Raw genomic sequence first — 22,941 nt, 5'->3', positions numbered from 1 at the left:
TTTTCTTTGCCCTAAAGAAACGGGAAGTGGTGGCGGAGATGAAAAAACTATGGAATGACAAGGAGTGGCGGGAACCAGCCATATTGCTCACAGGCATCGGCATCGCGAACTTCGGGGCGTGGGTGTATTTGATCGCCTTGAACTTGACCGTGCTCGATATGACCGGATCGGCGCTTGCGGTGGCGGGTCTATACATCGTCAAGCCGCTGGCGGCGGTGTTGACAAACTTTTGGTCAGGCAGCGTCATCGACCGGGCCAACCAGCGCAATTTGATGATCACGCTCGATGTGGTGCGGGCTGTGCTTATCGCATGCTTGCCGTTCGCTTCAACGTTATGGCTCATTTACGTATTCGTGCTGCTCATCAATATGGCGGGTTCGATGTTTGAACCGGCGTCAATGACGTATATCACCAAACTGATTCCGGAGAAAAACCGTCAGCGCTTCAACGCATTCCGCAGCCTGATCGATTCGGGCGCATTTCTCATCGGGCCGGCAGTCGCGGGCGTCTTGTTCATGATGGGCACGCCGTTGACGGCTATTTACTTGAACGCACTGGCGCTCGTTTTTTCCGCGCTTGTTTTGAGTTCCATGCCAAAGCTCGAAACTGCAGTCTCCACGGAACTCCCCGAGCGTATGTCCTGGGAAATAATCCGCGCCGACTGGGGAGTGGTCATCGCTTTCAGCAAAAACCATGCCCTCATCATGGCGGTATTCTTTTTGTTCAGCTGCCTGATGGTCATGGCTACGGCCATCGATTCGCAGGAAGCGACGTTCTCCAAACGGGTGCTCGGCCTGACAGACGGTGAATACGGATTTCTTGTGAGCGTCGCGGGAGCTGGCATCATCGTTGGCGCCATCGTCAATGCCGTCTTCACGAAAAGATTGAGTGTAGCTGCGTTGATCGGGGGCGGTTCGGTCATGGTATCGGCGGGGTATCTTGTCTACGCGTTCTCGAGCTCGTTCATGGGAGCCGCGGTCGGGTTTTTCATCTTGGCGTTTTCGCTCGCTTTTGCCAACACCGGGTTTCACACCTTTACACAAAACAATATCCCGGTCGAGGTCATGGGCAGGATTGTCAGCGTTTACGGCCTTATTGAGGCATTGCTCATTATTGTTACGACAGCGATTATCGGTGTTGCGTCAGAAATTGTGACGGTTCAGCCGGTCGTCATCGCCTCGACCGCCGTCATGTTCGGGATCTCGCTATTGCTGGTGGCGGTGAGTTTCAAGCAATCCAAAGAAAGCAAGCTGGCTGAAGTTGCAATGAAAGGCGACAGCTCTATCACATAAAAAGAGAAAGGTTTGCCACATTCGGCAAGCCTTTCTCTTTGTTTACTCTTCATTCTCCAGATCCTCGATCAATTTCTTCATCTCGTCAATTTCCTTGCGCTGGGCCTTGATGATTTCATCGGCCAACTGTCTCACGCGCGGGTCGGAAATGTTCGCGCGTTCACTCGTCAGAATCGCGATGGAGTGGTGGGGGATCATCGCTTTCATCCAGCCGGTATCTTCGATCAACACCTGGCTGCGCACGAGATAAAGCGATAAGGCAAAGATCAATGCGCTGCCGGCCAGGATCCCGACATTCGCTTTCTTGTTCTTATACATCGGCCACATGAACAGCAGCATGACGATTGCCATGACAGAGCCCATGATCAGCGCCATATAGAGCCGTGTTTCGCTGTAGAAAATATGACCCAGTTGGAAAACGTTCAAATACATCAGCCAATACATAATGAAGGTAGACGTTCCGATCATAATTCCGAATTTCAAATAATTATTCATCATCTCTCTCTCCTTTATGATTTTTTGGTCGTGTGTTACTCAACAGGCGCTAATTCATCTTCTGTGACCCATTTATGGTTGGTCACTTCTTCTTCAGTATCGGTTGTTGTGAAATCAATCATGTAAACAGTCGTCTGTTCAGCGGAATCGATGGTCGCAGAAGCGCCGTCCATGCCTTCCATGTGGTCGGCATCGAGTACGACTTCATCTCCGGCTGCATAGGGTTCTTCAGGTGCATCTTCTAATTCTTCGTGGATGACCCATTTGTGGTCTTCGACAGGATCGCCGCCCTCAGGCGTATAGCTCACCACGTAAACAGTCGTATCATATGCGCCGGCGATAGTTGCTTCCGCGCCTTGCATGCCGCTCATATGATCCGTCTCGATAATGGCTTGTTCTCCCACTTCATACGTTGGATCTTGTGCTTCCTGTAATTCATCCGGAACGTCACCGGAACCGGAATGGTTCATCATATGGCCATCCTCGCCGTCCATATTCTCATCCATTTGGTCGTTCATTTCATCGGAATTCTCTCCCATGTTTTCATCCATCTGCTCGTCCATATCCGTCGGTGCATCGGAAGGCGAAGGATCTGCGTTGCACGCACCTAGCGCCAAAGCAGCCACAATCGACATCGCACCCATCATCATCTTGTCTTTAATCATTTTCTACCCCTCTTTTCTTAGTTGTATGCTTCCTGGAATTAAATTGAATACTATACAAGTTGAACTATACACTTAGAGAAAGTGATGAAATCGCTCCAGGCGGACGCTTTCCGCGGGCATGGCTTGAGCCTCCTCGGTCGCTGCGCTTCCTGCGGGGTCTCAAGACTCATGTCGCTCCGTCGCGATGCTCCGTCACTGCTCCCGCAGGAGTCGCCGCCTTTCGCTTTTTCATCTGACTTACTCAATAGATATGAAGCAAAACAGCTCAGTCTCCTTGGGGATTAGAAACGGAAGTAACTTTCCAACTCTGTTTCAACGAAGTGCTGAAGTCCATTAGGACACGTGCCTAAATTAGTTCAGCGCGAGAGTTGAGCCGAGCTTTTCATCTGTTTTGCGGAATATCGATTGCGATGGAATCTACAAAATAGTAATTCAACTTATATAAAACGAGCAGATTACATTTTTGGCTTTCAAGACAATAGAGTACCGCGATGCAGACCACCCACAGCTTAAAGCCTTAATCATGCCCTTATGATTAAGCTACCCCGAAGTTCTGCATAATGTGTGCAGGAAACGTGACAATTTATCTTTCTGGAAATTAATTAAGTTTTCACGTGATAGAAGCAAGCTGTTTTTTCCGGATATGCACAAAAACTCGAAACTTATCCGGTACACTTAAAAGGATAAACTTGCTTTGTCTTTGCTTAGGGCAGGACAAAGGAACGCGTAGCTCGAAGTTTAAGCATAAGATGAAAGCGCAAGCCTGATGAAATTCAGGCGGACACGCTGAAAGAGGGAGTATATGTTCAATCGACTGGCATTAAAAATCGGCCTATTATTTTTCGTCTTCATCGTCAGCATCGAATTGTTCTTGTTTTCGACGCTCTACATCACCTACGTCAACGAACGCGTCGATGAAGTGATGTCAAACCTACTCGCGAGGGGCAATACCCATAGCGAAGTGCTCGAAGATAGCTTCAACGAAACGACATTGTCCCACGTCGCGATGATGGAATCTTCCTCGGACTTCGTTGTCATCATCACGGATGAAACCGGCAACGAATTGACCCATTCCGACCGGATCGAACCGGAAATGCTCGACGTGCTCGGCCATACCGATATCGAACAAATTCCGGAACAAGGCGAAATCCTCGAGGACAATTGGCGCGACGAGCGCTTTATCGCGACCGACAGCCCGATCACCATCGGAGGCGAGCACCGCGGCCATGTCTTTATGTTCGCGGAAACGAACCATATTAAAGAAATGGTCGACCGCATGAGAAATCAATTCATTCTCGGCGGCTTGATCTCGGTGCTATTGACGGTCATCACCATATTCCTATTGTCGCGCTTTATCACCTTGCCGCTCATTCGCATGAAAGAAGCGACCGAGAAACTGGGCAAAGGCCAAAGCGAAGTGGCGCTTCATATCGAACGCAATGACGAACTCGGTGAACTGGCGAATGCCATCACCCATCTATCCGATGATTTGGACCGGCTCAAGCAAGAACGCAACGATTTTCTTGCGAGCATCTCCCATGAACTGCGCACGCCGCTCACCTATATGAAAGGCTACGCAGATATCGCAAGCCGCCCGGGACTGACAGAACAAGAGCGGGAGGAATACCTCGCGATCATCCGCGAGGAAACCGGCCATTTGACGAAGCTCATCAAGCAATTATTCGAACTGGCACAACTCGACCATAACCAGTTTTCGATCCAAAAAGAACAAGTGCAGATCGATGCGCTATGCCATTCGGTCGCCGCGCTCGTGCGCCCGGCATTCAATGACAAGAACATCACGATTTCGGTCGAATGCGATCCGGAAATCACCGCGGGGATCGACCCGGCGCGCTTCCAGCAAGTCTTGCTGAATATCCTCGACAATGCGCGCAAGCATTCCGAGCCGAACACTACGGTGATCTTGCAAGGGCGCCAAAACGAGGAATCCATCACACTCAGCGTGACCGACGCAGGCGAAGGCATACCGCCAAAAGACTTGCCGTTTGTCTTCGACCGCCTGTATCGCGTCGACAAATCCAGGTCCCGTCAGTTTGGCGGCAGCGGTCTTGGGCTCGCAATCGCCAAGGAGCTGGTCGAATCGCACGGCGGCCACATCAACATCGATTCTGCGCCGAAATCGGGAACGACGGTCACCATTACATTGAAAAGGGGGGACGGGCGTGCATAAAATCTTATTGATCGATGACGAGCAGCGCATGCTCGATTTATTGTCCTTATATTTAACGCCCCATCAGTATCAATGCACAAAAGCGCAAGGGCCACGGGAAGCGTTGCGTTATTTGGAAACGCAGGCGTTCGATATCGTCTTGCTCGACATCATGATGCCCGAGATGAGCGGTTTTGAGCTATGCGCCAAAATCCGCAGCTTTTCCGATGTGCCGATCATCATGCTGACGGCGCGCGAACAGCAGGAAGATATCGTCAAAGGGCTCAAGCTCGGAGCGGATGACTATATCACCAAGCCGTTCAACGAAGAAGAATTGCTCGCCCGCATCGAAGCGCTGCTCAGGCGGCAGGCGCCGAAAAACATCATCGAAGTGGGCGGCTTGAAATGGGACGAGGAACGCTTCGAGCTGAGCTATTTGGGCACGCCCATCAAACTGACGCCGAAAGAATTCTTCATGGTCGGGCAATTATTGAAAAATCCCGGCAAAGTGTTTTCGCGCGACCAATTGATTGTGCTCATCTGGGGCTATGACTCTGAAACAGAAGGGCGCACGATCGATTCGCATGTCCGCAACGTCCGGGAGAAAATCCGCCAATCCGGCTTTCCAATCGATAAGCATTTTCTGACCGTTTGGGGCGTCGGCTATAAATGGTTGAATGAAGCCGAATAAACGCACAAAAGAGCCAGCGGGAAACGTTCCAGCTGGCTCTCTCTGTCTTATGCGATTGAACGGCAAGCTTCCGCGCATTTATGGCAAGCTTCTGCACAGCGTTTGCAATGGTCGTGCATATCGGCGTGTTTCTGGCATTCGTCGCCGCAAGTCTGGCAGATTTCTGCACATACTTTAGCCAGTTGGGAAACGAACGGTGAATTGCGGGTAATCGCTTGTTCCAGATACGCGCACATATCTGCGCATTCCCGGTCCAAACGGATGCATTCCGCCATCATCTTGACATCGTCTTCCTTTAGGCAAGCGTCGAAGCAATGGTTGCACGCTGCCATGCAATCGTGCAGCGTTTCGAGCAATTGCTGGTGTTGTTCGTGAGCCACTCCAAAAACCTCCTCATTAGATTTAACTTGTCAGTAAGGAAATTTCCCGCTTGAACTGGAAGTAAACGGAATGTGCCGAACTCCATAAAAATTCCATAGAAACTGCACAAATTCCAAAAAAGCGCGATTGGCCGTTCTCGATAATTTCTCGATAATTGGCGCTTATAATGTAGTCAAGAGAACCGAAAAACAATCCGAGAGGTGAAAGCTAATGGCAAAACATGACGAAACGAAACCGCATGCAGACGATCAATCACCAGGTACAGGCCATCACGGCATGCATGAAGACGATTCGACCGTGCAGGAAGAGCATGTGCACACAGAACATGAGCATAACGGACATGACTCGGAAGATCACGGAGGCGGACACGGCCATCACGGGCACGGCGGACATGAAGACATGGTGGAGGATTTCAAGAAGCGCTTTTTCATCTCGCTGATTTTGACCATTCCGATCCTTGCGATTTCACCGATGATCCAGCATTTTCTCAGCGTCGATTGGCGCTTCGACAACGATATGTATGTGTTGTTCGCGCTGTCGACAATCGTCTTTTTCTACGGCGGCTGGCCGTTTCTTGTGGGCGGCATCGCTGAACTGAAAGACAAAGCGCCAGGCATGATGACCTTGATTGCGCTCGCGATCACCATCGCCTATAGCTATAGCACGCTGGTCGTGTTCGGCTGGGACGGCAATCAACTGTACTGGGAGCTCGCGACATTGGTCGTCATCATGCTGCTTGGGCATTGGATTGAAATGCGCTCCATTATGGGGGCGTCGAACGCGCTCGAACAGCTCGTCAAATTGATGCCGAATGAAGCACACCGTCTGGATGACAATAAACAAGTCGAAGATGTGCCCTTGTCCGAAATCCGCAACAAGGACTGGGTATTGGTCAAGCCGGGCGAGAAGATCCCGGTCGATGGCGTCATCGTCGAAGGCCGTTCCGCGGTCGATGAATCGATGCTGACGGGGGAATCGATCCCGATTGAAAAACAAGACGGCGATGCGGTCATCGGCGGCTCGGTCAATAAAGAAGGTTCGCTCGTCGTGGAAGTCGAGAAGACAGGGGAAGATTCGTATTTGTCGCAAGTCATCACGATGGTCAAGGAAGCCCAAGAATCAAAATCCAGAACGCAGGATTTAACGAACCGCGCCGCGAAATGGCTGTTTTATTTGGCGCTCGCCGCCGGATTCGCCACGCTGTTCGCCTGGCTTGCACTCGGCTACTCCTTTGATATCGCCATCGAACGCATGGTGACGGTCATGGTCATCACCTGTCCGCACGCACTCGGACTTGCAGCACCGCTCGTCGTTGCGGTATCGACCTCGATTTCAGCGAAGCAAGGTTTATTGATCCGCAACCGTGCCGATTTTGAAGGCTCGCGCAATTTGAACGCCGTCGTCTTCGATAAAACGGGAACCCTGACGAAGGGTGAGTTTGGGGTTACCGACATCGTCGCCAGCGAAGGCTACAGCGAAGAACAAGTGTTGCAGCTCGCCGCAGCGATCGAGCAGAACTCGGAACACCCGATTGCGACGGGAATCGTCCAATCGGCAAAAGAGCGCAACTTGAAGATCGGCAAAGTCACCGATTTTGAATCAATCACCGGTAAAGGCATTCAAGGGCAAGTGGACGGTGTGAAAATCAACGCCGTCAGCCCTGGCTTTATCAAGGGAGAGAATTTGGCTTATGATGAACAGCGCTTTGACGCCTTGTCGGAAGAGGGCAAGACGGTCGTCTTCGTCCTGGCCGATGACAAATTAGCCGGCATGATCGCCCTTGCTGACATGGTGCGCGATACGGCGAAACAGGCGGTTGCGGCCTTGAAGGAAAAAGACATCCATTCGATCATGCTGACGGGCGATAACGAGAAAGTCGCGAACTGGGTCGCCGCGCAACTCGGCATCGGTGAAGTGTATGCCGAAGTGCTGCCGGATGACAAAGCGAACCAAATCAAGAAAATCAAAGAGCAAGGCTGGCGCGTCGCGATGACCGGAGATGGCGTGAATGATGCCCCGGCACTCGCGACCGCAGACCTCGGCATCGCAATCGGTGCGGGGACCGACGTCGCGATGGAAACGGCAGACGTCGTGCTCGTCAAAAGCAACCCGAACGATGTCGTCGCGCTCATCGAGCTGTCGAAAAAGACCTACCGCAAAATGGTCCAGAACTTGTGGTGGGCGACCGGCTATAATATTTTCGCGATTCCGCTCGCAGCAGGCGTCCTGGCACCGTGGGGCATCGTCGTCAGCCCAGCAGTCGGCGCCGTTTTGATGAGCCTCAGTACGGTCATCGTCGCCATCAACGCGAAATTGTTGAAAGCATAAAATGATAAAGAAGAGCCTATACTCGCGGGGAGTATAGGCTCTTTTGGTTAGATGGCAGAATGGAACGGCGGTATGGCGGCTGGCAGGCTATGTAGCCATTTTAGTTTCGCGATGCTTCGATGTCTGTTTTCGCAAGAATTCATCGAACAGGAAGAACACTACGGCCACAATCAACGCGAAATACATAAGCGGCCCGAGAAATAGGTAAGAGATGAGGCCAAATCCTAGATGAACGATAAAAGCGAGCGCAAAGCGATAGCGTGTCACTCTGGCAGTTGCCAGGTCGGAAAACGACGAGACCGGGACCCCGTATACGACGGATCCCAACAGGAAAATCAAGAACAAGAATAGCGTGAACCATAAACTTGCGAAATCTATATGTTGGCCTTTGATGATTGAACCAATACTCAGAAGCAAAGCAAAGCCAGTCAAAAACAGCGATGCATAAAGGGCTGCCTTGATTTTTCGGATTGTCGCGTCCCAACTGTAAAAGCGCTTGCTGATAGCCGGCAGAAACGTCAGCATGATCAGGCTTATTGCGATTTTGATTTCAATTTCAAAGAAACTCCCCCACACAATGAACGCTAATATAGAAAAAACAAGCGAATATAGAAACACTTTATACATGGCGACTCCCCCTGCTTCCAATATAACAAGCCGGAGTCTATGGAACTATGAAAAAACAAAGGGAGCCCAAAGAGAACAAGCGCAACAAAAAACGGCAAAGCAGCGGCTTTGCCGTTTTTTTGGCTTTCGGCGGCACACTCCGGAATCCTGCACCATCCCACGTTACATCTCTGCCGCAACCACCGGTTCCATCGCCCCGTACTGCGGCTTTTTGTTCTGTTCGCCGCATCCCGCAAGCAATAGCACCCCGGCCAGAAACAGCACAACTACTTGGCGCTTCATCGGAACCCCTCCTCAAAATTTATGTACAAGGCGCAGAAAAGGAGAGGGGAATAGGCGTCACCAGTACCTGCCGTTCGATGCAGGAGGATGGATTATTGTTGATTCCATTATACCACCGGGAACGGTAAAAACCTGACAATTTGTACTGTATAAACACGAGAAATAAGTTACACTAGAATTATCCATATTTTCAATATTATCAATTTTAAAAGATTGGTGACAAGCGGCCGGGACATCCAGATAAGGGGAGATAACATGATTTTACACACCGAAAGTTTCGGTAAGGGAGAAGCGGTCGTATTCCTTCACAGCGGGCTGCAGACGGGTCTCAGCGACTTTGAATACCAACGCAATTATTTCAAGGAACATTACCGGATCATCTTGCCGGACCTCCGCGGGCACGGGGATTCCGTCAGCACGGAATTAGACAATATCTTTGAGCGCAATGCACAGGATCTGGCCGAGACGCTTGACCAGTTGGGCATCGAGACGGCCCATATCGTCGGGGCGTCATTCGGGGCCTTGGTCGGCATCGTCTTCGCGAAACGATTCCCCTCCAAAGTGAAAAGCCTGGCGATATCCGGCGTCACTGCGGAACAGCCGGACAATTGGGAGCAGCTGCGGGAACAGGAAGCCCGCAACCAGCAGCAGATTTTCGAATACGAAGAAACGAATGCGTATTTCGACCAATTGCACAAAGGTGATTGGCGGAAACTCATTGCGCTCGGCCAGCAACGGGACTGGTATCCATTCGAAGAAACAAAAGACCTGTCCGCTATCGCCGCGCCGATCCTCTATCTCGCAGGCGAGGGCAACCCGAACGAAACGAAAGGCGTCCAGTATTACCCGGACAAGTATGATCATGTCCACGTTTCGGTCATCCCGTTTGCGTCGCATCTGGTCCATGCCGAACAGGCGGAACTGCATGCGAAAACCTTTGAACTGTTCCTAAGCCGCATCGACTAATCAGGAGAGGGGTCTTCATCTCATGAAAAAAATCGGATCGTTATTGGCGATACTGCTCATCTTAAGCGGATGTGCGGAAGGCGACCGCTACAATTTTAACGGGAGCGGCGATAATTGGGACGTTTTCTATACAGTTGACGTCACGTCGCCAGACAGCAAGGAAGCAACGGGAAAAATCGTCTACACCGGCGAAGAACCGCCGCCTGATTCGATCATCTATTCGATCGAATCGACCGCCGGCGCATCGAGTGGAAACGCCATGGTCGACGGGGGCGAAGTGCTGGTCGGCAAAAGCACCTGCGAAGGCTGTGCGGTCATCCAGCAAGGCGACGAATTGAAAGTGGAGATCAAATGGGACGGGCAGGTCGAGGAATTCGCGCTGACGAATCAATAGCAAGCGGCGGGCTCCGCTTGATAAAAGAATGGAGTGGCATTTATGGCGAGAGTAGCGATCATCACTGTCGGCAAAACCCATAGCGGAAAAACGACATTCGCCAAAGCGCTCGAGCGGCAGCTTGCCAACGCTATTGTCGTCGACCAGGACAATCATGCAGAATTCCTGCAAACCTATTATCCGGCACTCGTCCCGAAAGAGGGAGCGAATACGATCAAATATGCCCTGACCCAAACGATCATTGATCATGCGGTCGAACGAACCGATTGCCATGTCATTTTGTGCAACGCCAACCGCAACCGGCAAGGCCGCTTGAAGCTGCTGGAATTCTACAAAATGAAAGGCTTCGTCACTGTCCTGGTAAACTTTGACATAGCGGACGAGGTGTTGGGAACAAGGATCGATCAAGCCCGGCGCGATACCGCCATCTTGCGCACCGTTTCTTCATTCAAAGACGTACTCGAACGTCAACAAAAGGAATCTGTCGGCAATCCTAGCGTCACTCCTAGTGAAGGCGAGGCGGATTATCTGTTTAGTTTGGAAAACAATGGCGAAGTGGAAGCGGCGATTGCCTCCATTGTTAAAATAGCCACTAGGGGTGATGGCGCGTGAATAAACTGCAAGTCATCCTCGTGCTCCTGGTTTCGGTATTCTTCCTATCATCCTGCCAGAACAATTTGCTGAATGCTAAACAACAATCCGCCGACAAAATCGTCTTGCACCAAATGGAAAGATTCGGGCAAGTGAAAGAAAACACTCGTTATGAAATAACCGATGAACAAACGATCGAGTTGTTCGCAGAAGCCATTCTGCGCGCCGATAAAGTCCCGGGTGTCGCAGACGTCGTGGATCCGAATTTCAAAGTGGGCTTCGGTGAACAGGAATTGTATGTATGGATCGCGGAAGATCACGGGTCCGTCATGGATGCAGCAGACACCCATACGCTCTATACAATGGAAGAACGCGATGCCGAACGGCTGTACAGCTTTTTTTCATCAGAGCATCTGCTCGATTGACGGGCGGTTCAACGAAAGTCTTAAAGCTTAGGAAAAAGAGGCAACTAAATACACTCCCACGGCATCTCACAGAAGATGCTTTTTTTAATGCCGTTAGTTTTCCGCTCAAACGGGGATACAAGGAAAAGTAGCGAAAGTAGAGGGGGATCACTAGATGGACAAACCGATCAAAGCGTTCGTCTTCGATGTGTACGGCACATTGTTCGACGTCATCGCCATCAAAGAGCAATGCGAGGAACTATTCCCGGGCCACGGCGAAGCGATCAGCCAAACCTGGCGCACGAAGCAAGTCGAATATTTCATGATGCGCCAGCTCATGGAGAAGTACATAAGTTTTGCGGAAGTCACCCGCAGCGCCTTGAAATATGCACTCGAAAGCGAGGGGCTCGAATCGACGGAAGCCATTGAGCGCCAATTGATGGACGCTTATTTACATCTGCCGCTTTACGAAGAATCCGAAGCGGTACTGCGTGAACTGCAGAATCACAAGCTCGTCGTGTTCTCGAACGGCTCACACGATATGCTTGACCCCTTGATCGAGAACGCAGGGATCCAAGGCTTGCTCGACGAGGCCCTCAGCGTCGACGACATCGGACAATTCAAGCCGGCGCCAGCTGCTTATCAATACGCATTGAGCCGATTGGGCATCGAGCGCGATGAAGTGCTGTTCATGTCCTCGAACGGCTGGGACATTTCCGGAGCGAAGAACTTCGGCTTCCGGACGGCATGGATCAACCGCAAACAAGCGCCCGTCGAACAACTCGGCCTCGAACCAAACTATGTCTTTTCAGACCTTAAGGGCTTATTGAAGTGGAAATGAACAGCGGAGACGATTAAAGGAGACTATTCCGGGTATATTACTTGTATAACAGAGGAGGCATTCACATGAATAGACTTCAACTAGGGGATTTAGCCCCTTCGTTTTCATTGCCGCGCGCTGAAGGCGGCGAATATTCGCTTCAACAGGATATAACCGAACGCCCGGGATGGCGCTTCGTCATTTTCTTCCGCGGTTCCTGGTGCCCGGTGTGCAATGAGGAATTGCAGGAAATCCAGGACAGCCTATCGTATTTCGAAGGCAAGGACATACATTTCACGGCGCTTTCCACGGACAACCAGCAAGACCTCAAGGACATGAAAGACAAGCACAGCTTGACTTTCCCGGTGCTGGCCGATGCGACAGAAGACATCCTGAAACAGTACGGTGTCTATTATCACGGCGAAGATTCCCCGTACGAGGACCATGGCATCCACGGCGAGCCGGCGTATTATTTGCTCGACGAGGAAGGCAAGATCATGTATCAGCAACAGCAAACAAGCCCGTTCGGCCGCCCGCACGCAAAAGAATTGCGCAAGATCGCGGCGTACATCCGCAAGAACTTGAAATAATCCGATAGAAAAGAGCTTGGAGATAATTCTCCAAGCTCTTTTTCGTGCTTCAATCCGTCTCGCGTACGGCGAAATAATTGTCTTCCGGATCGGCGAAATTGAAGGTGCGCCCCGTCGGCATCTCAACGATATCGCCGACCGTGACGCCTTTTTCGGCCAAGCGATTGCGCAGCTGCTCGAAATCTGTTGCGTAAAACAATAGCGACGGTGTCTCCAGGCTCAAGCCCGTATCCATCTGTTCGAGCAAATTCTTGTCGTGCAAGACGATGCTCGTCTCCGCATCTTTCCGTGGCGCAATCTCGATCCACCGCATGCCGTCATTTTCCTCATCGTGCATGACCGTAAAGCCCATCTGCTCTGTCCAAAACCTGGCGGCTGCATCCTGGTCCCGGACATACACCATGACCTGCCCGATTTTCGCAATCATTGAATTTCCTCCTCCTATTCGGATTGGCCTAACCGTTAAGGTATAATTCTGTGTAATGAAGATAAATCCTTTCGATAGCCGAGAATCTACCGCTGGGGGGACAAGCAATGAAAAATGGAATCCTGCAATTGGCCGCTAAAATTCCGGTGCCGGAAAAAGGCCAGCGTATCGTTGTCGGAATCGACGGGCTGAGCCGTTCCGGAAAAACGACAATCGGAAACTTTTTGCATGGCCATTACGTAGAACAGGGAGTGCCCGCTGTGCTTATCCATCTGGATGATTATATTGTGGAACGAAAGCGCCGGTATGGAACCGGAACCGAGCCGTGGAAAGAGTATTATGGCCTGCAATGGGATGTGGAACAGCTGAAAAGGGAGCTGTTTGCGCCACTCCGGACGGCGAATGGACTTTCCTTGGCGGCATACGATGAAGCCACGGACCAGCACCGGATAGAACGCATTGCGCTTCCGGAACAGGCGATCATCATCATAGAAGGCGTGTTTCTCCAACGGGACGAATGGCGTGCGCATTTCGATTTCCTTTGCTATGTCGACAGCCCGCGCGGTGAGCGGTTCAACAGGGAAAGCCCCGATACGCAAAAGAAGCTGGAAAAGTTCGAGCAACGTTATTGGAAAGCGGAAGCGCATTACTTGGAGACGGTAAAACCGAAAGCAAGTGCCGATCATCTCATCAGCAATTAATGACTAAAGGGGGAAAACGATGAAAAGAGCACCCAAACTCATTCTATTTTTCACGCTCGGCATGCTTGCCGGCTTCATTTTATCCGCCATTATCAGGTGAAGGGGGAAAGCAACATGGACATCCGAATAGCACAGCCGGAAGACGCGGCAGGGATCCGCAAAGTTTGCGCGGCCGGCAACCGCGTGACCTACGCTGGCCTCTTGCCGGAAAAAGAAATCGAACGCGTCATCGCGAAATTCTATAACGAAGCACGCATACGTGAGGAAATCGGCAACACAAACCAGGACTGGAACGGCTGGTTCGTCGCGGTAGACGAAGGAGAAGTGCTCGGCGCAGGAGGCGGCGGCTTCACGGATGACGCAGTGGCCGAAGTCTATGTACTGTATATGGACCCGAAGCGCAAATACCAAGGCATCGGCACGAAACTGCTCAAAGCGATCACAGAAGACCAAAAATCCCGAGGCGCCAAGACGCAATGGGTCGCGGTCGCCAAAGGCAACGGCATGGCGATCCCGTTCTACGAAGCGCGCGGCTTCGAATTCCAATACGAGGAACCGGCGTACGACATGCCGGAAGATTCGGGGCATGTATCGGTCCGCTATATGCGGCACCTCTAATGTAGAAAAACGCAAAAAGCAGCGCAGGCCAGTGCCCGTGCTGTTTTTTGCGTTCAGTTTAAAAATGCGCAAAAAAAGAGCACCCGAGATTTCGGATACTCCCTGAATCACATATTTAGCTTAGAAACGTCTGAAGCTGTGGAATTTCTTGCCCCAGTATGGGCCGTTCAAGCTTTTCACTTCTGATTTAGCGCCGCCAGAGTGTACGAACTGGTTGTTCCCGATGTAGATCCCAACGTGTGAGATCCCTGGGCGGTAAGTGTTCGCGAAGAAGACCAAGTCTCCTGGGCGTGGGCTTGAAACTTTATAAGACTGTGCATATTGGGAAAGCGTCGTGCGTGAAACGCTTTTGCCTGCTTGTTTGAATGCATATTGTACGAATCCTGAGCAGTCAAAGCCAGCTGGCGTCGTGCCGCCGAAACGGTACGGGATGCCTTTAAGTGCTAGCGCTTTGGAAACGACCGCTGAAGAAGAAACGCTCGATGAAGCCTGGACGACGCCAGAACCAGATGATTTAGTCACGAGTGAGCTGTGTACCCAGCCGTGCGTTCCGCCAGTGCGGACTTTGAACCATTTGCCGCTGCCGATTGTAGCGGATTTTGTCACAGTTGCAGATGCGCCTTTAGGAGCGACTTTGATGACGCCGTGGCTTGTGCCGGCATCTCTGCGGACGTTTGTAGCGTATTTGAATTTATACGTGCTGTTGGAAACCTGGACGATCGCCGGCTCAGATGCTTTCTGTGCGACTGCTTTTTGTGGTTGTGCGTTCACGGTATTTTGGACGTCTGTAGCTGAACTAGAAAAGACCAATGCGCCTGCTGCAAGTAGTGTAAAGAATGCTTTTTTCATTTAGTCAGTACCTCCGAAGGATTGTTTTTTTAAATTTATGTTATGTGGATATAAAGATTATCATTAATTTGCTCTGCCACTTACTATATAGACTGCCCCCTACAAAAACAATGTCTGGGGAGTTTCATTTAGGTTACAGCCATATTACAAATGAATGACTGCTCATAAATCCAGTCACAGAAAGGGTTTGAAAGGTGGTAATATTTACAAGTCGATGTTTATTTCTCTGAGAAACGGGAAATAAACGCAATTTTTGCGTGTTGGAATAGACAAAATATTACGAGGGAATGAATTTTTCGCTAAAATTTAGATCCTATAATTTCCAAATCGGGACAAGGAGTCCCTCTGCAGCAGTTTTTTAGTCAGTTTAATCATATAATTAATATAAAAATCAAAAATTATAGCAATAAAGCTTCGTTACACAATTGTAACAATTCATTCAGTGCTTTATTTTCGTGGGTTGGGGGTATACGGGAATTAATAGGAGTTTTAAAGTGGGGGGGGAGATTGCGCAGCAATCGGACGCTTTCCGGAGGGCTCGCATTGAGCCGCTTCGTCGCTGCGCTCCTGCAGGGTCTCAATTGTCTCGCTGATCCTCCCGGAGTCGCCGATTTCCGCTTCATCTCCAGTTTGAGAGGGATTAATAAGGAGCATATTCCACTGGTGACTAGGTGTTGCCTGCAGAGAGTTTGTTACGGATTTGGGTCTCTGCTCACTAATTATAGAAGTAAGTAGTTTACCGAATCACAGATCGATTCTAGAAAATTTCACTTCACCGTTCGTACAATTCACCGCGACTCAGCGTGAAGCGCTGCTGTACCAGATACCATATCCAGCATCCTAATTTCATTCATTACAAGTCATGCTCACTTTTCAATTAACAGAAGGCACACGTGATACAAATCACCGCGACTCAGCGTGAAGCGCTGGGAGCGCTCTCGCATTCTACGCATCACCACGAACTAAAAACAATGGAATCCAACCGCTCCACCCATCTCACAATGAACCGACCCGAGCGCCGGCGCGTCCAAGGGCTAGGCGAAGTGGGGAGACCGGTGGTTTTCCGGGCTCCTCACGAAAGCCATGCCCAAAGCGCCAAGCGCTGCTGTACCGGACGATTTCATGTGTACCATAGAACGGCCTATTACAAGTGTTGCTCAAGCAATTCTCGATGAGTTGATTATTTATAGAAGAAACGAAATACATATCTAAAGAAGGAGGCTGTCCTTATGAAGAAGATTCTATCGATCGATGGCGGGGGCATACGGGGGATTTTGCCGGCCATGATGCTCTGTGAACTCGAGCGGCGGACGGGTAAACCCGTCTCCAAACAATTCGATATCTTCGTCGGCACCTCGACGGGCGCGATCCTGGCGCTCGGCCTCCTCGTCCCCGAAGGCAAGAAGCCGCGCTATACGGCGAACGACATCCACGGCCTCTATGAAACCGAAGCCGAGCGCATGTTCCGTAAATCCTTCCTGCACCGCGCATTCGGCGTCGTCGGGCGTTTCCTCCACACCCAGTACAGCCACCGCGAATTCGAGCAAGTGCTCAAGCATTACTTCAGCGACTTGAAACTTTCCGACCTGCTCCAGCCGGCGGTCATCCCGAGCTACGATATCCACGGGCGCAATGCGCATTTCTTCAAAAGTACCGTCATCAACTTGGATGACCGGCAGCCCGACAGCGAAATCCGCCACATCATCCGTGCCGCGACCGCAGCGCCCAGCTATTTCGCGCCGGCGAAAGTCCCGGGCTATCCGGAAGCGGCGTTCATCGACGGCGGCGTGTTCGCAAATGACCCCGGGCTCAGCGCCTATACCGAGGGGCTCGAACTGTACGGCGACGAAGAAGAAGAGTTCCTGCTCGTGTCGCTCGGTACCGGGGAAGCGCAGCGCGAAGTGGAAGTGACCGGCTGGCGGGCGTGGTTCCATTACGGCTGGGCGCGTTCGCTCTTGAAAGTGATGATGGACGGCAGTTCCGACTCGGTCGACCACCAACTGCGCCATTTATTGAAAAGCGGCGGAAACGATCAGCGTTATTTCCGCTTCCAGGAGAAACTGCCCGCCGATGATTCGGGCATCGAACAGCTCGACCGGGTGACGCCGGAAAACCTCGCGCGGCTGCGGCAGGTCGGGCAGCGGATGATCGACAGGCAAAGCGCGGAACTCGACAGATTATGCCGTTTGTTATGACTTGTCATCGAAGTGTAATGCGTTTGTCGTGGTAATGACAGAAGGGCCTCGGTTAAAATAAGCGAGGAATCATAGTGAAAAGAGGTCAACCCAATGGCACGAAGATACGGATACATGGACTGGATGCGGGTGTTCGCGATCGTCACGGTCGTCGGCGTCCACGTCGTCTCGAAAGTGATCAATACCCATACCACAGGCGATTGGGAATGGCATTATGCAAATGCGATCGACAGCGCGCTTCGCTGGTGCGTGCCGATTTTCTTCATGCTGAGCGGCGCCTTGCTGCTCACGCGCGACTCGAAAGAACAGATCGGCGAATTCCTGCGCAAGCGTCTCGGCAAGGTGCTTTTGCCGCTGGTGTTCTGGAGCGCGGTCTACTTGGCTTATAATATTTTCCAGCTCGAAGAGGAATACACGGTCGGGCAGATGATCGGCGCTTTTGTGTCGGACGATGTCTACTACCATCTCTGGTTCCTCTACATCATCACGGGGCTGTACTTGATGGCGCCGTTCCTGCGGTTGCTCGTCAAGCATATGGACAAGACGATGTTCCATTATTTCTTCGCGTTCTGGTTCCTGTTCTCGGCGGCGGTGCCGGTCTTCACCCGGGCGACAGGCTATGAAGTGGCATTCGCTGGGCAGCTGTTCGCGCCGTATATCGGCTATTTCCTGCTCGGTGCTTATCTCGTCCTGTACCCGCTGCCGAAGCGCTGGCTCCCGACACTCGGCGTGCTGGCGATCATCGGTTACGCCGTGACGCTTTATGGCACGGTGTCGGCAAACACGGGGCGTGAAGCGGGCGATTTCGATGACTTCTTCTACGAACATTATTACCCGCACGCGATCTTCGTTTCGCTCTTCGTCTTCGTCGCGTTCCAGCAGCTCGGTAACAACTTGAAATCGACGCCGCTCATCACGCGCATCAGCACGGCGACGTTCGGCGTCTACATTATCCATCCGCTCATCCAGACCTACTTGAACCGGTTGTTTAATTTCAATGAATCCACCGTCAATGTCTGGGTCGGCGTGCCGCTGTCATGGATCGTCATCTTCATCCTGTCGTATGTGGTCATCCGGCTGATGCAGAAGACACCGGTAGTGAGGCGGCTGGTCCCTTAAGGAGTGGGTGGATGCAGCAAGTTCATAGCAAGTGTATGTCTATATGACTCTTGCGGAAGGTGCTAAATGGTTAGTGTGGCAGAGAGCGGCTCAAGTACTTGGTTAAAAATTTGATGAATTTGATAGAATCAGTCGCAGTAGAGTGAATATCATGTTAAGCTGTATATAATTGTAAGTTTCGAAAGGTTTATGGGCATAAAGGGGTGATAGCATCAAAAAGTCAATATGGCTGGGAGCTGTGATGGCAGTCGCGATCTTGCTTTCGGCATGCACACACAACGAAGTCATCCGGGTCGGTGTGCCATTTACCGATGGCCTGACCGAAGGGGTGCATTTCCATAAAGACATCAGCGACCGGGCTTCCGTTGTGACGCTCAAGACCATCCTGCAAAACGAGACGGAACTCGAGTCGGTCGACCGCAGGCTGTCGGTGGAACCGCAAGCCGTCTTCACCATCGACCGCCCGGACGACGGCGTCCAGGAAGTCCGCCGTTTCGTCTGGTACCGCGACAACGGGCGGGCCATCATGTCCAACGAACGCAACGTCCTGTCCCATAAAGAAAACCAGGAATTCTTCCGGCTGACGGCCCAACAGACGCAAGACTTGAAAAAGATCCTTCAATAGACCCGCAACTAAATCATATAAATGGAGAAAGCCCTGCCGTGTGCAGGGCTTTTTGTATGCCCGTAATTAAAAAAGGATATCATCACGAAAAAGTAAAATTTTCATTGTTTTAACAATAATCAACCTATATAATGATGGATAAGACATATTGCGCAGTGCAAAAGTAATGATTGCGGCCCTCAAACCATCCAAGCCATGGAATCGACTTCTACGAGGAGGAAATGAAATGGAAAATGTGTTTTTGCTGCTGTTTCTGGTTTCTGTGATTGCCTTGGTGATAGGGATGATTAAACCGGGTCTCGTCTTGAAGTGGCTGCCGGAATCCGGTCGCAACAGGAAGAAAGCGGTCATGTATTTTGTGCCGGCAGTTTTGATTTCATTTGTCATGTTCGGAGTCACGGCGGATCCTGTCGAGGAAGATCTTGCGGCAGTGGAGGAAGTGGAAGCGGAGGCGCCTCCTGAAGAAGAAACAAGCGATGAAGATGCTGAACGTGAAGCGGAAGAAGCCGCAGCCCGCGAGGCGGAAGAAGAAGCGGAACGTGAGGCGCAGGAAGAGGCAGAGCGTGAAGCAGAAGAAGCGGAAAAACGTGAGGCAGAGGAAAAAGCTGCACGCGAAGCGGAAGAAGCAGCGGAAAAAGAAGCGGAAGAAGCGGCAGCGAGAGAAGCAGAAGAACAGGCGGCAGCGGAAGCGGAACGTGAAGCAGAAGAAGCAGCAGCCCGCGAAGCAGAGGAGGCAGCCGCACGTGAAGCCGAGGAAGAAGCAGCGCGCATTGCAGCTGAAGAGGAAGCAGTCGAAAAAGCCGCTGCTGAAAAAGCGGCTGCCGAAGCCGGAACACTGTCCCAGCAGCAAGCAGTGGAACACGCCAAAAATTACATCAGCTTTACCGCCTTCTCGAAGAGCGGCCTAGTCGAGCAATTGGAATTCGAAGGCTATAGCAATGCGGATGCCGTCTACGCAGTCGATAAAATCGACGTCGACTGGAGAGCACAAAGTGTGCAGAAGGCCAAAGACTATTTGGCGTACTCGGCCTTCTCGAAATCCGGCTTGATCGAGCAGCTTGTTTTTGAAGGCTTCAGCAACGAAGACGCAGCATACGCCGTGGAGAATATCTCCGTCAACTGGACAGAACAAGCCGTGAAAAAAGCCCAGGAATACCTGGACTACACGCCATTTTCAAGAGCGGGCCTCATCGAACAGCTGGAGTTTGAAGGTTTCAGCAACGCGGACGCCGTCTACGCTGTAGATGCCATCGGGTTGTAACTTAAGAAAGATGATCCAACACCCAACACAAAAAGGAGCGGCCACAACGGCGGCTCTTTTTTTGTTGGGTTCAAGATCTTTCAATACTCAACTGCACCAGCCTGCCTCAACGGTATACAAAAGCGATTGCACGTGGTTGACCATTGTCAGGCTCTATCAACTCCCTATATAGAATAAATCCTCTTCATATCCCCTCCATAGCTAACAACAACGCCCCGTGACTATTCGTCCTCCATAAACCCATTCCAAACTACCGATGATGTAAATCTTATTACAATAGATGCAATTTTTTGTAAACGCATTCAATTTAGGAATCCGAAGTTGTATAATAAACAAGCTTGACCATTATGAACAAAGAGGAGATGGACAAATGAGCAAGAAACTATCCTTGACGCTCGCCGCTTCGGTGCTGGCGCTTGGCAGTTTGACGGCCGGTGCGCCGGCGATTGCGGCGGGAGACAGCAATCCGCACGCGCAGGACAACCCGGGCAAAGGCAAGGGGCAAAGCTTTAAAGAGCACATCCAGCAATGGAAGGAAAACGGCAAAAAAGGAAAACTGAAAGAAGTCGAACTACAGATTCTCGGCACCTCAGATTTACATACAAACTTCGTCAACTACGATTATTACCGCGACGCGAAATCCAATTCCCTGTCGCTCGCGAAAACGGGCGTCCTGATCGAAGATGCGCGTGAGGAAAACAGCAATAGCTTGCTGTTCGATAACGGCGACTTGATTCAAGGCACTCCGTTCGGCGGCTATAAAGTGAGCGTCGATCCGCTCGAAGACGACGAGTTGCATCCGGCGTTCGCGGCACTCGAATCACTCGATTTCGATGCCTCGACACTCGGCAACCACGAGTTCAACTTCGGCCTCGACTATCTCGATAACGCGTTGGAAGAAGCGCCGTTCCCAGTACTCAACGCCAATGTGTATGACGCGGAAACCGGCGAGAACCGCTTCACGCCATACACAATCATGGATAAAGAAGTGACCGACCGCAAAGGCAAGAAACACACGATCCAAGTCGGCGTCATCGGTGTCGTCGCACCGGGCATCATGGAATGGGACCGCGCGCATCTGGAAGGCGAAGTGATCGCTGAAGATGCCGTTGAAACGGTCGAGAAATTCATTCCGGAAGTCGAGAAAGCAGGAGCGGACGTCGTTGTCGTGCTGTCCCACTCAGGCATGGGCGATGAAGTGCATACCGTCGGTGAAGAAAACGTCACGTATCAATTGACGGAAGTGGACGGCGTCGATGCCATCATCACGGGCCACAATCACGACGTGTTCCCGGGATCTTATAGCGAACTGGCGAATGTCGACCAGGAAAACGGCACGATCAACGGCACGCCGGTCGTCATGCCAGGTAAGTTCGGCAGCCACCTCGGCGTCATCGATTTGACGCTTGAGCCACGCGGCAAGAAATGGCGCATCACAAACGGCGAAGCGGAACTGCGCGCAATCGATTCCACGACTGATGAAGTCGCAGAGCAAGTCATCGAAGCCGTAAAAGAAACGCACGAAGGCACGGTGGAATACATCCGCAGCCCGGTCGGCGAAACGACAGCGCCGATCAACAGCTATTTCTCACTCGTGCAAGATGACCCATCCGTACAAATCGTCAACAACGCACAGCTATGGTACGCCGAGCAGCAACTAGCTGGAACACCAAATGCTGACCTGCCGTTACTATCCGCAGCGGCACCGTTTAAAGCAGGCGGGCGCAACGGCGGCGATTACTACACGAACATCGAAACCGGTGAAATCGCCATCAAGAACGTCGCAGACCTTTACGTCTACGACAACACTGTCTTCGTCTTGAAACTGACAGGCGCAGACCTGAAGGAATGGCTCGAAATGTCAGCCGGCCAGTTCAAGCAAATCGACCCGAACGCGACAGGCGAGCAGACCTTCATCAACGACAATTACCGCACGTATAACTTCGATGTCATCGATGGCGTCACGTACGACATCGACATCACCGAGCCAGCGAAATATGACGGCGAAGGTGTAGTTGTCAATGAAGGCGCAGAACGCATCGAGAACTTGCAGTATAACGAGGAAGCGATCGACCCGAACCAGGAGTTCCTCGTTGTGACGAACAACTACCGCGCAAGCGGCAACTTCCCAGGCGTCCGCAATGCGACCGAAGCGATCGACTTTGCATATGAGAACCGCCAAGCGATCCAGGACTACATCGTGGAAGTCGGAACCATTGACCCGTCCGCAGACGGCAACTGGCAATTCGCGCCGGTAGCGGGCGACCCGAACCTCGTGTTCGAGACATCGAACTCAGCGCAATCCTTGGCTGAGAACGAGCCGAACATCCAGTACATCGAAGCCACGCAAGACGGCTTCGCGAAATACGGCTACACAATCCAGTAAACAGCAAACAGGCCCGAGAGATTTTCTCGGGCCTGTTTTTTTATGTTTTATATAGGAATGAAGA

Annotated in this window: 23 protein-coding genes; 17 read left to right on the top strand and 6 right to left on the bottom strand. The window is 51.5% G+C overall.

Going from position 1 to position 22,941, the window contains the following annotated elements:
• The first annotated feature begins 38 nt into the window (after window positions 1-38).
• Window positions 39-1,292, top strand: coding sequence for an MFS transporter (locus tag BBI15_RS12265; RefSeq protein WP_084633040.1), 1,254 nt, complete (start codon window positions 39-41; stop codon window positions 1,290-1,292).
• Between the two features lie 42 nt (window positions 1,293-1,334).
• On the opposite strand, the gene BBI15_RS12260 is transcribed toward BBI15_RS12265, so the two are convergent.
• The gene (locus tag BBI15_RS12260; protein WP_068869893.1) at window positions 1,335-1,787 is read right to left on the bottom strand and encodes a DUF305 domain-containing protein; all 453 of its coding nucleotides are present in this window, start codon (window positions 1,785-1,787) and stop codon (window positions 1,335-1,337) included.
• Window positions 1,788-1,822: 35 nt separating this feature from the next.
• The gene (locus BBI15_RS12255) at window positions 1,823-2,452 is read right to left on the bottom strand and encodes a YdhK family protein (protein ID WP_068869891.1); all 630 of its coding nucleotides are present in this window, start codon (window positions 2,450-2,452) and stop codon (window positions 1,823-1,825) included.
• An 802-nt stretch (window positions 2,453-3,254) separates the two neighbouring features.
• On the opposite strand from BBI15_RS12255, the gene BBI15_RS12250 reads away from it, so the two are divergent.
• Window positions 3,255-4,643: a sensor histidine kinase gene (locus tag BBI15_RS12250; RefSeq protein ID WP_068869889.1), complete on the top strand. Its 1,389-nt coding sequence runs from the start codon at window positions 3,255-3,257 to the stop codon at window positions 4,641-4,643.
• Entirely contained in the window at window positions 4,636-5,313 is a 678-nt protein-coding gene (locus BBI15_RS12245; protein WP_068869888.1) for a response regulator transcription factor, read from the top strand. The genes BBI15_RS12250 and BBI15_RS12245 overlap by 8 nt, the downstream gene beginning before the upstream one ends.
• A gap of 47 nt (window positions 5,314-5,360) precedes the next feature.
• On the opposite strand, the gene BBI15_RS12240 is transcribed toward BBI15_RS12245, so the two are convergent.
• Window positions 5,361-5,693: a four-helix bundle copper-binding protein gene (locus BBI15_RS12240; protein ID WP_068869886.1), complete on the bottom strand. Its 333-nt coding sequence runs from the start codon at window positions 5,691-5,693 to the stop codon at window positions 5,361-5,363.
• Window positions 5,694-5,904: 211 nt separating this feature from the next.
• Between BBI15_RS12240 and BBI15_RS12235 the strand changes: the two genes are divergently transcribed.
• The gene (locus BBI15_RS12235) at window positions 5,905-8,022 is read left to right on the top strand and encodes a heavy metal translocating P-type ATPase (RefSeq protein ID WP_084632882.1); all 2,118 of its coding nucleotides are present in this window, start codon (window positions 5,905-5,907) and stop codon (window positions 8,020-8,022) included.
• Between the two features lie 87 nt (window positions 8,023-8,109).
• On the opposite strand, the gene BBI15_RS12230 is transcribed toward BBI15_RS12235, so the two are convergent.
• On the bottom strand, window positions 8,110-8,649 hold the full coding sequence (locus tag BBI15_RS12230) for a hypothetical protein (RefSeq protein ID WP_068869884.1): 540 nt from the start codon (window positions 8,647-8,649) through the stop codon (window positions 8,110-8,112).
• Window positions 8,650-9,186: 537 nt separating this feature from the next.
• Between BBI15_RS12230 and BBI15_RS12225 the strand changes: the two genes are divergently transcribed.
• The 6 genes from BBI15_RS12225 (at window position 9,187) to BBI15_RS12200 (ending at window position 12,696) form a co-directional block, all read left to right on the top strand.
• Entirely contained in the window at window positions 9,187-9,897 is a 711-nt protein-coding gene (locus BBI15_RS12225; RefSeq protein WP_068869883.1) for an alpha/beta fold hydrolase, read from the top strand.
• Window positions 9,898-9,919: 22 nt separating this feature from the next.
• Window positions 9,920-10,291 (top strand): hypothetical protein, encoded by a 372-nt coding sequence (locus BBI15_RS12220; RefSeq protein WP_068869881.1) that lies wholly within the window; start codon window positions 9,920-9,922, stop codon window positions 10,289-10,291.
• A gap of 42 nt (window positions 10,292-10,333) precedes the next feature.
• On the top strand, window positions 10,334-10,903 hold the full coding sequence (locus BBI15_RS12215; RefSeq protein ID WP_068869879.1) for an AAA family ATPase: 570 nt from the start codon (window positions 10,334-10,336) through the stop codon (window positions 10,901-10,903).
• Window positions 10,900-11,307 (top strand): YhfM domain-containing protein, encoded by a 408-nt coding sequence (locus BBI15_RS12210; protein WP_068869877.1) that lies wholly within the window; start codon window positions 10,900-10,902, stop codon window positions 11,305-11,307. The genes BBI15_RS12215 and BBI15_RS12210 overlap by 4 nt, the downstream gene beginning before the upstream one ends.
• Before the next feature lie 154 nt (window positions 11,308-11,461).
• Window positions 11,462-12,127: a haloacid dehalogenase type II gene (locus tag BBI15_RS12205; RefSeq protein ID WP_068869876.1), complete on the top strand. Its 666-nt coding sequence runs from the start codon at window positions 11,462-11,464 to the stop codon at window positions 12,125-12,127.
• Window positions 12,128-12,192: 65 nt separating this feature from the next.
• Complete coding sequence (locus BBI15_RS12200; protein ID WP_068869874.1) at window positions 12,193-12,696, top strand: peroxiredoxin family protein; 504 nt, start codon at window positions 12,193-12,195, stop codon at window positions 12,694-12,696.
• Between the two features lie 49 nt (window positions 12,697-12,745).
• Here BBI15_RS12200 and BBI15_RS12195 read toward each other — a convergent pair whose 3' ends face one another.
• Entirely contained in the window at window positions 12,746-13,123 is a 378-nt protein-coding gene (locus BBI15_RS12195; RefSeq protein ID WP_068869872.1) for a VOC family protein, read from the bottom strand.
• Window positions 13,124-13,230: 107 nt separating this feature from the next.
• Between BBI15_RS12195 and BBI15_RS12190 the strand changes: the two genes are divergently transcribed.
• Complete coding sequence (locus tag BBI15_RS12190; protein ID WP_068869870.1) at window positions 13,231-13,824, top strand: kinase; 594 nt, start codon at window positions 13,231-13,233, stop codon at window positions 13,822-13,824.
• Between the two features lie 114 nt (window positions 13,825-13,938).
• Window positions 13,939-14,442 (top strand): GNAT family N-acetyltransferase, encoded by a 504-nt coding sequence (locus tag BBI15_RS12185; protein WP_068869868.1) that lies wholly within the window; start codon window positions 13,939-13,941, stop codon window positions 14,440-14,442.
• A gap of 120 nt (window positions 14,443-14,562) precedes the next feature.
• Here the strand turns inward: BBI15_RS12185 and BBI15_RS12180 are convergent, their stop codons facing one another.
• The gene (locus BBI15_RS12180; protein ID WP_068869867.1) at window positions 14,563-15,291 is read right to left on the bottom strand and encodes a C40 family peptidase; all 729 of its coding nucleotides are present in this window, start codon (window positions 15,289-15,291) and stop codon (window positions 14,563-14,565) included.
• Window positions 15,292-16,520: 1,229 nt separating this feature from the next.
• Between BBI15_RS12180 and BBI15_RS12175 the strand changes: the two genes are divergently transcribed.
• The 5 genes from BBI15_RS12175 (at window position 16,521) to BBI15_RS12155 (ending at window position 22,877) form a co-directional block, all read left to right on the top strand.
• Window positions 16,521-17,486, top strand: coding sequence for a patatin-like phospholipase family protein (locus BBI15_RS12175; RefSeq protein WP_068869865.1), 966 nt, complete (start codon window positions 16,521-16,523; stop codon window positions 17,484-17,486).
• Between the two features lie 93 nt (window positions 17,487-17,579).
• A complete protein-coding gene (locus BBI15_RS12170) occupies window positions 17,580-18,605 on the top strand; it encodes an acyltransferase (RefSeq protein ID WP_068869863.1) in 1,026 nt (341 codons plus the stop codon).
• A gap of 241 nt (window positions 18,606-18,846) precedes the next feature.
• The gene (locus tag BBI15_RS12165; protein ID WP_068869860.1) at window positions 18,847-19,230 is read left to right on the top strand and encodes a hypothetical protein; all 384 of its coding nucleotides are present in this window, start codon (window positions 18,847-18,849) and stop codon (window positions 19,228-19,230) included.
• Between the two features lie 226 nt (window positions 19,231-19,456).
• Complete coding sequence (locus BBI15_RS12160; protein WP_084632880.1) at window positions 19,457-20,491, top strand: Ltp family lipoprotein; 1,035 nt, start codon at window positions 19,457-19,459, stop codon at window positions 20,489-20,491.
• A 370-nt stretch (window positions 20,492-20,861) separates the two neighbouring features.
• Complete coding sequence (locus BBI15_RS12155) at window positions 20,862-22,877, top strand: bifunctional 2',3'-cyclic-nucleotide 2'-phosphodiesterase/3'-nucleotidase (protein ID WP_068869858.1); 2,016 nt, start codon at window positions 20,862-20,864, stop codon at window positions 22,875-22,877.
• The last annotated feature ends 64 nt before the right edge of the window (window positions 22,878-22,941 follow it).

The sequence above is a fragment of the Planococcus plakortidis genome (genome assembly GCF_001687605.2).
In the GTDB taxonomy this organism is placed as follows: Bacteria; Bacillota; Bacilli; order Bacillales_A; family Planococcaceae; genus Planococcus; species Planococcus plakortidis.
This window is presented reverse-complemented; position numbering and strand designations above follow the sequence as displayed.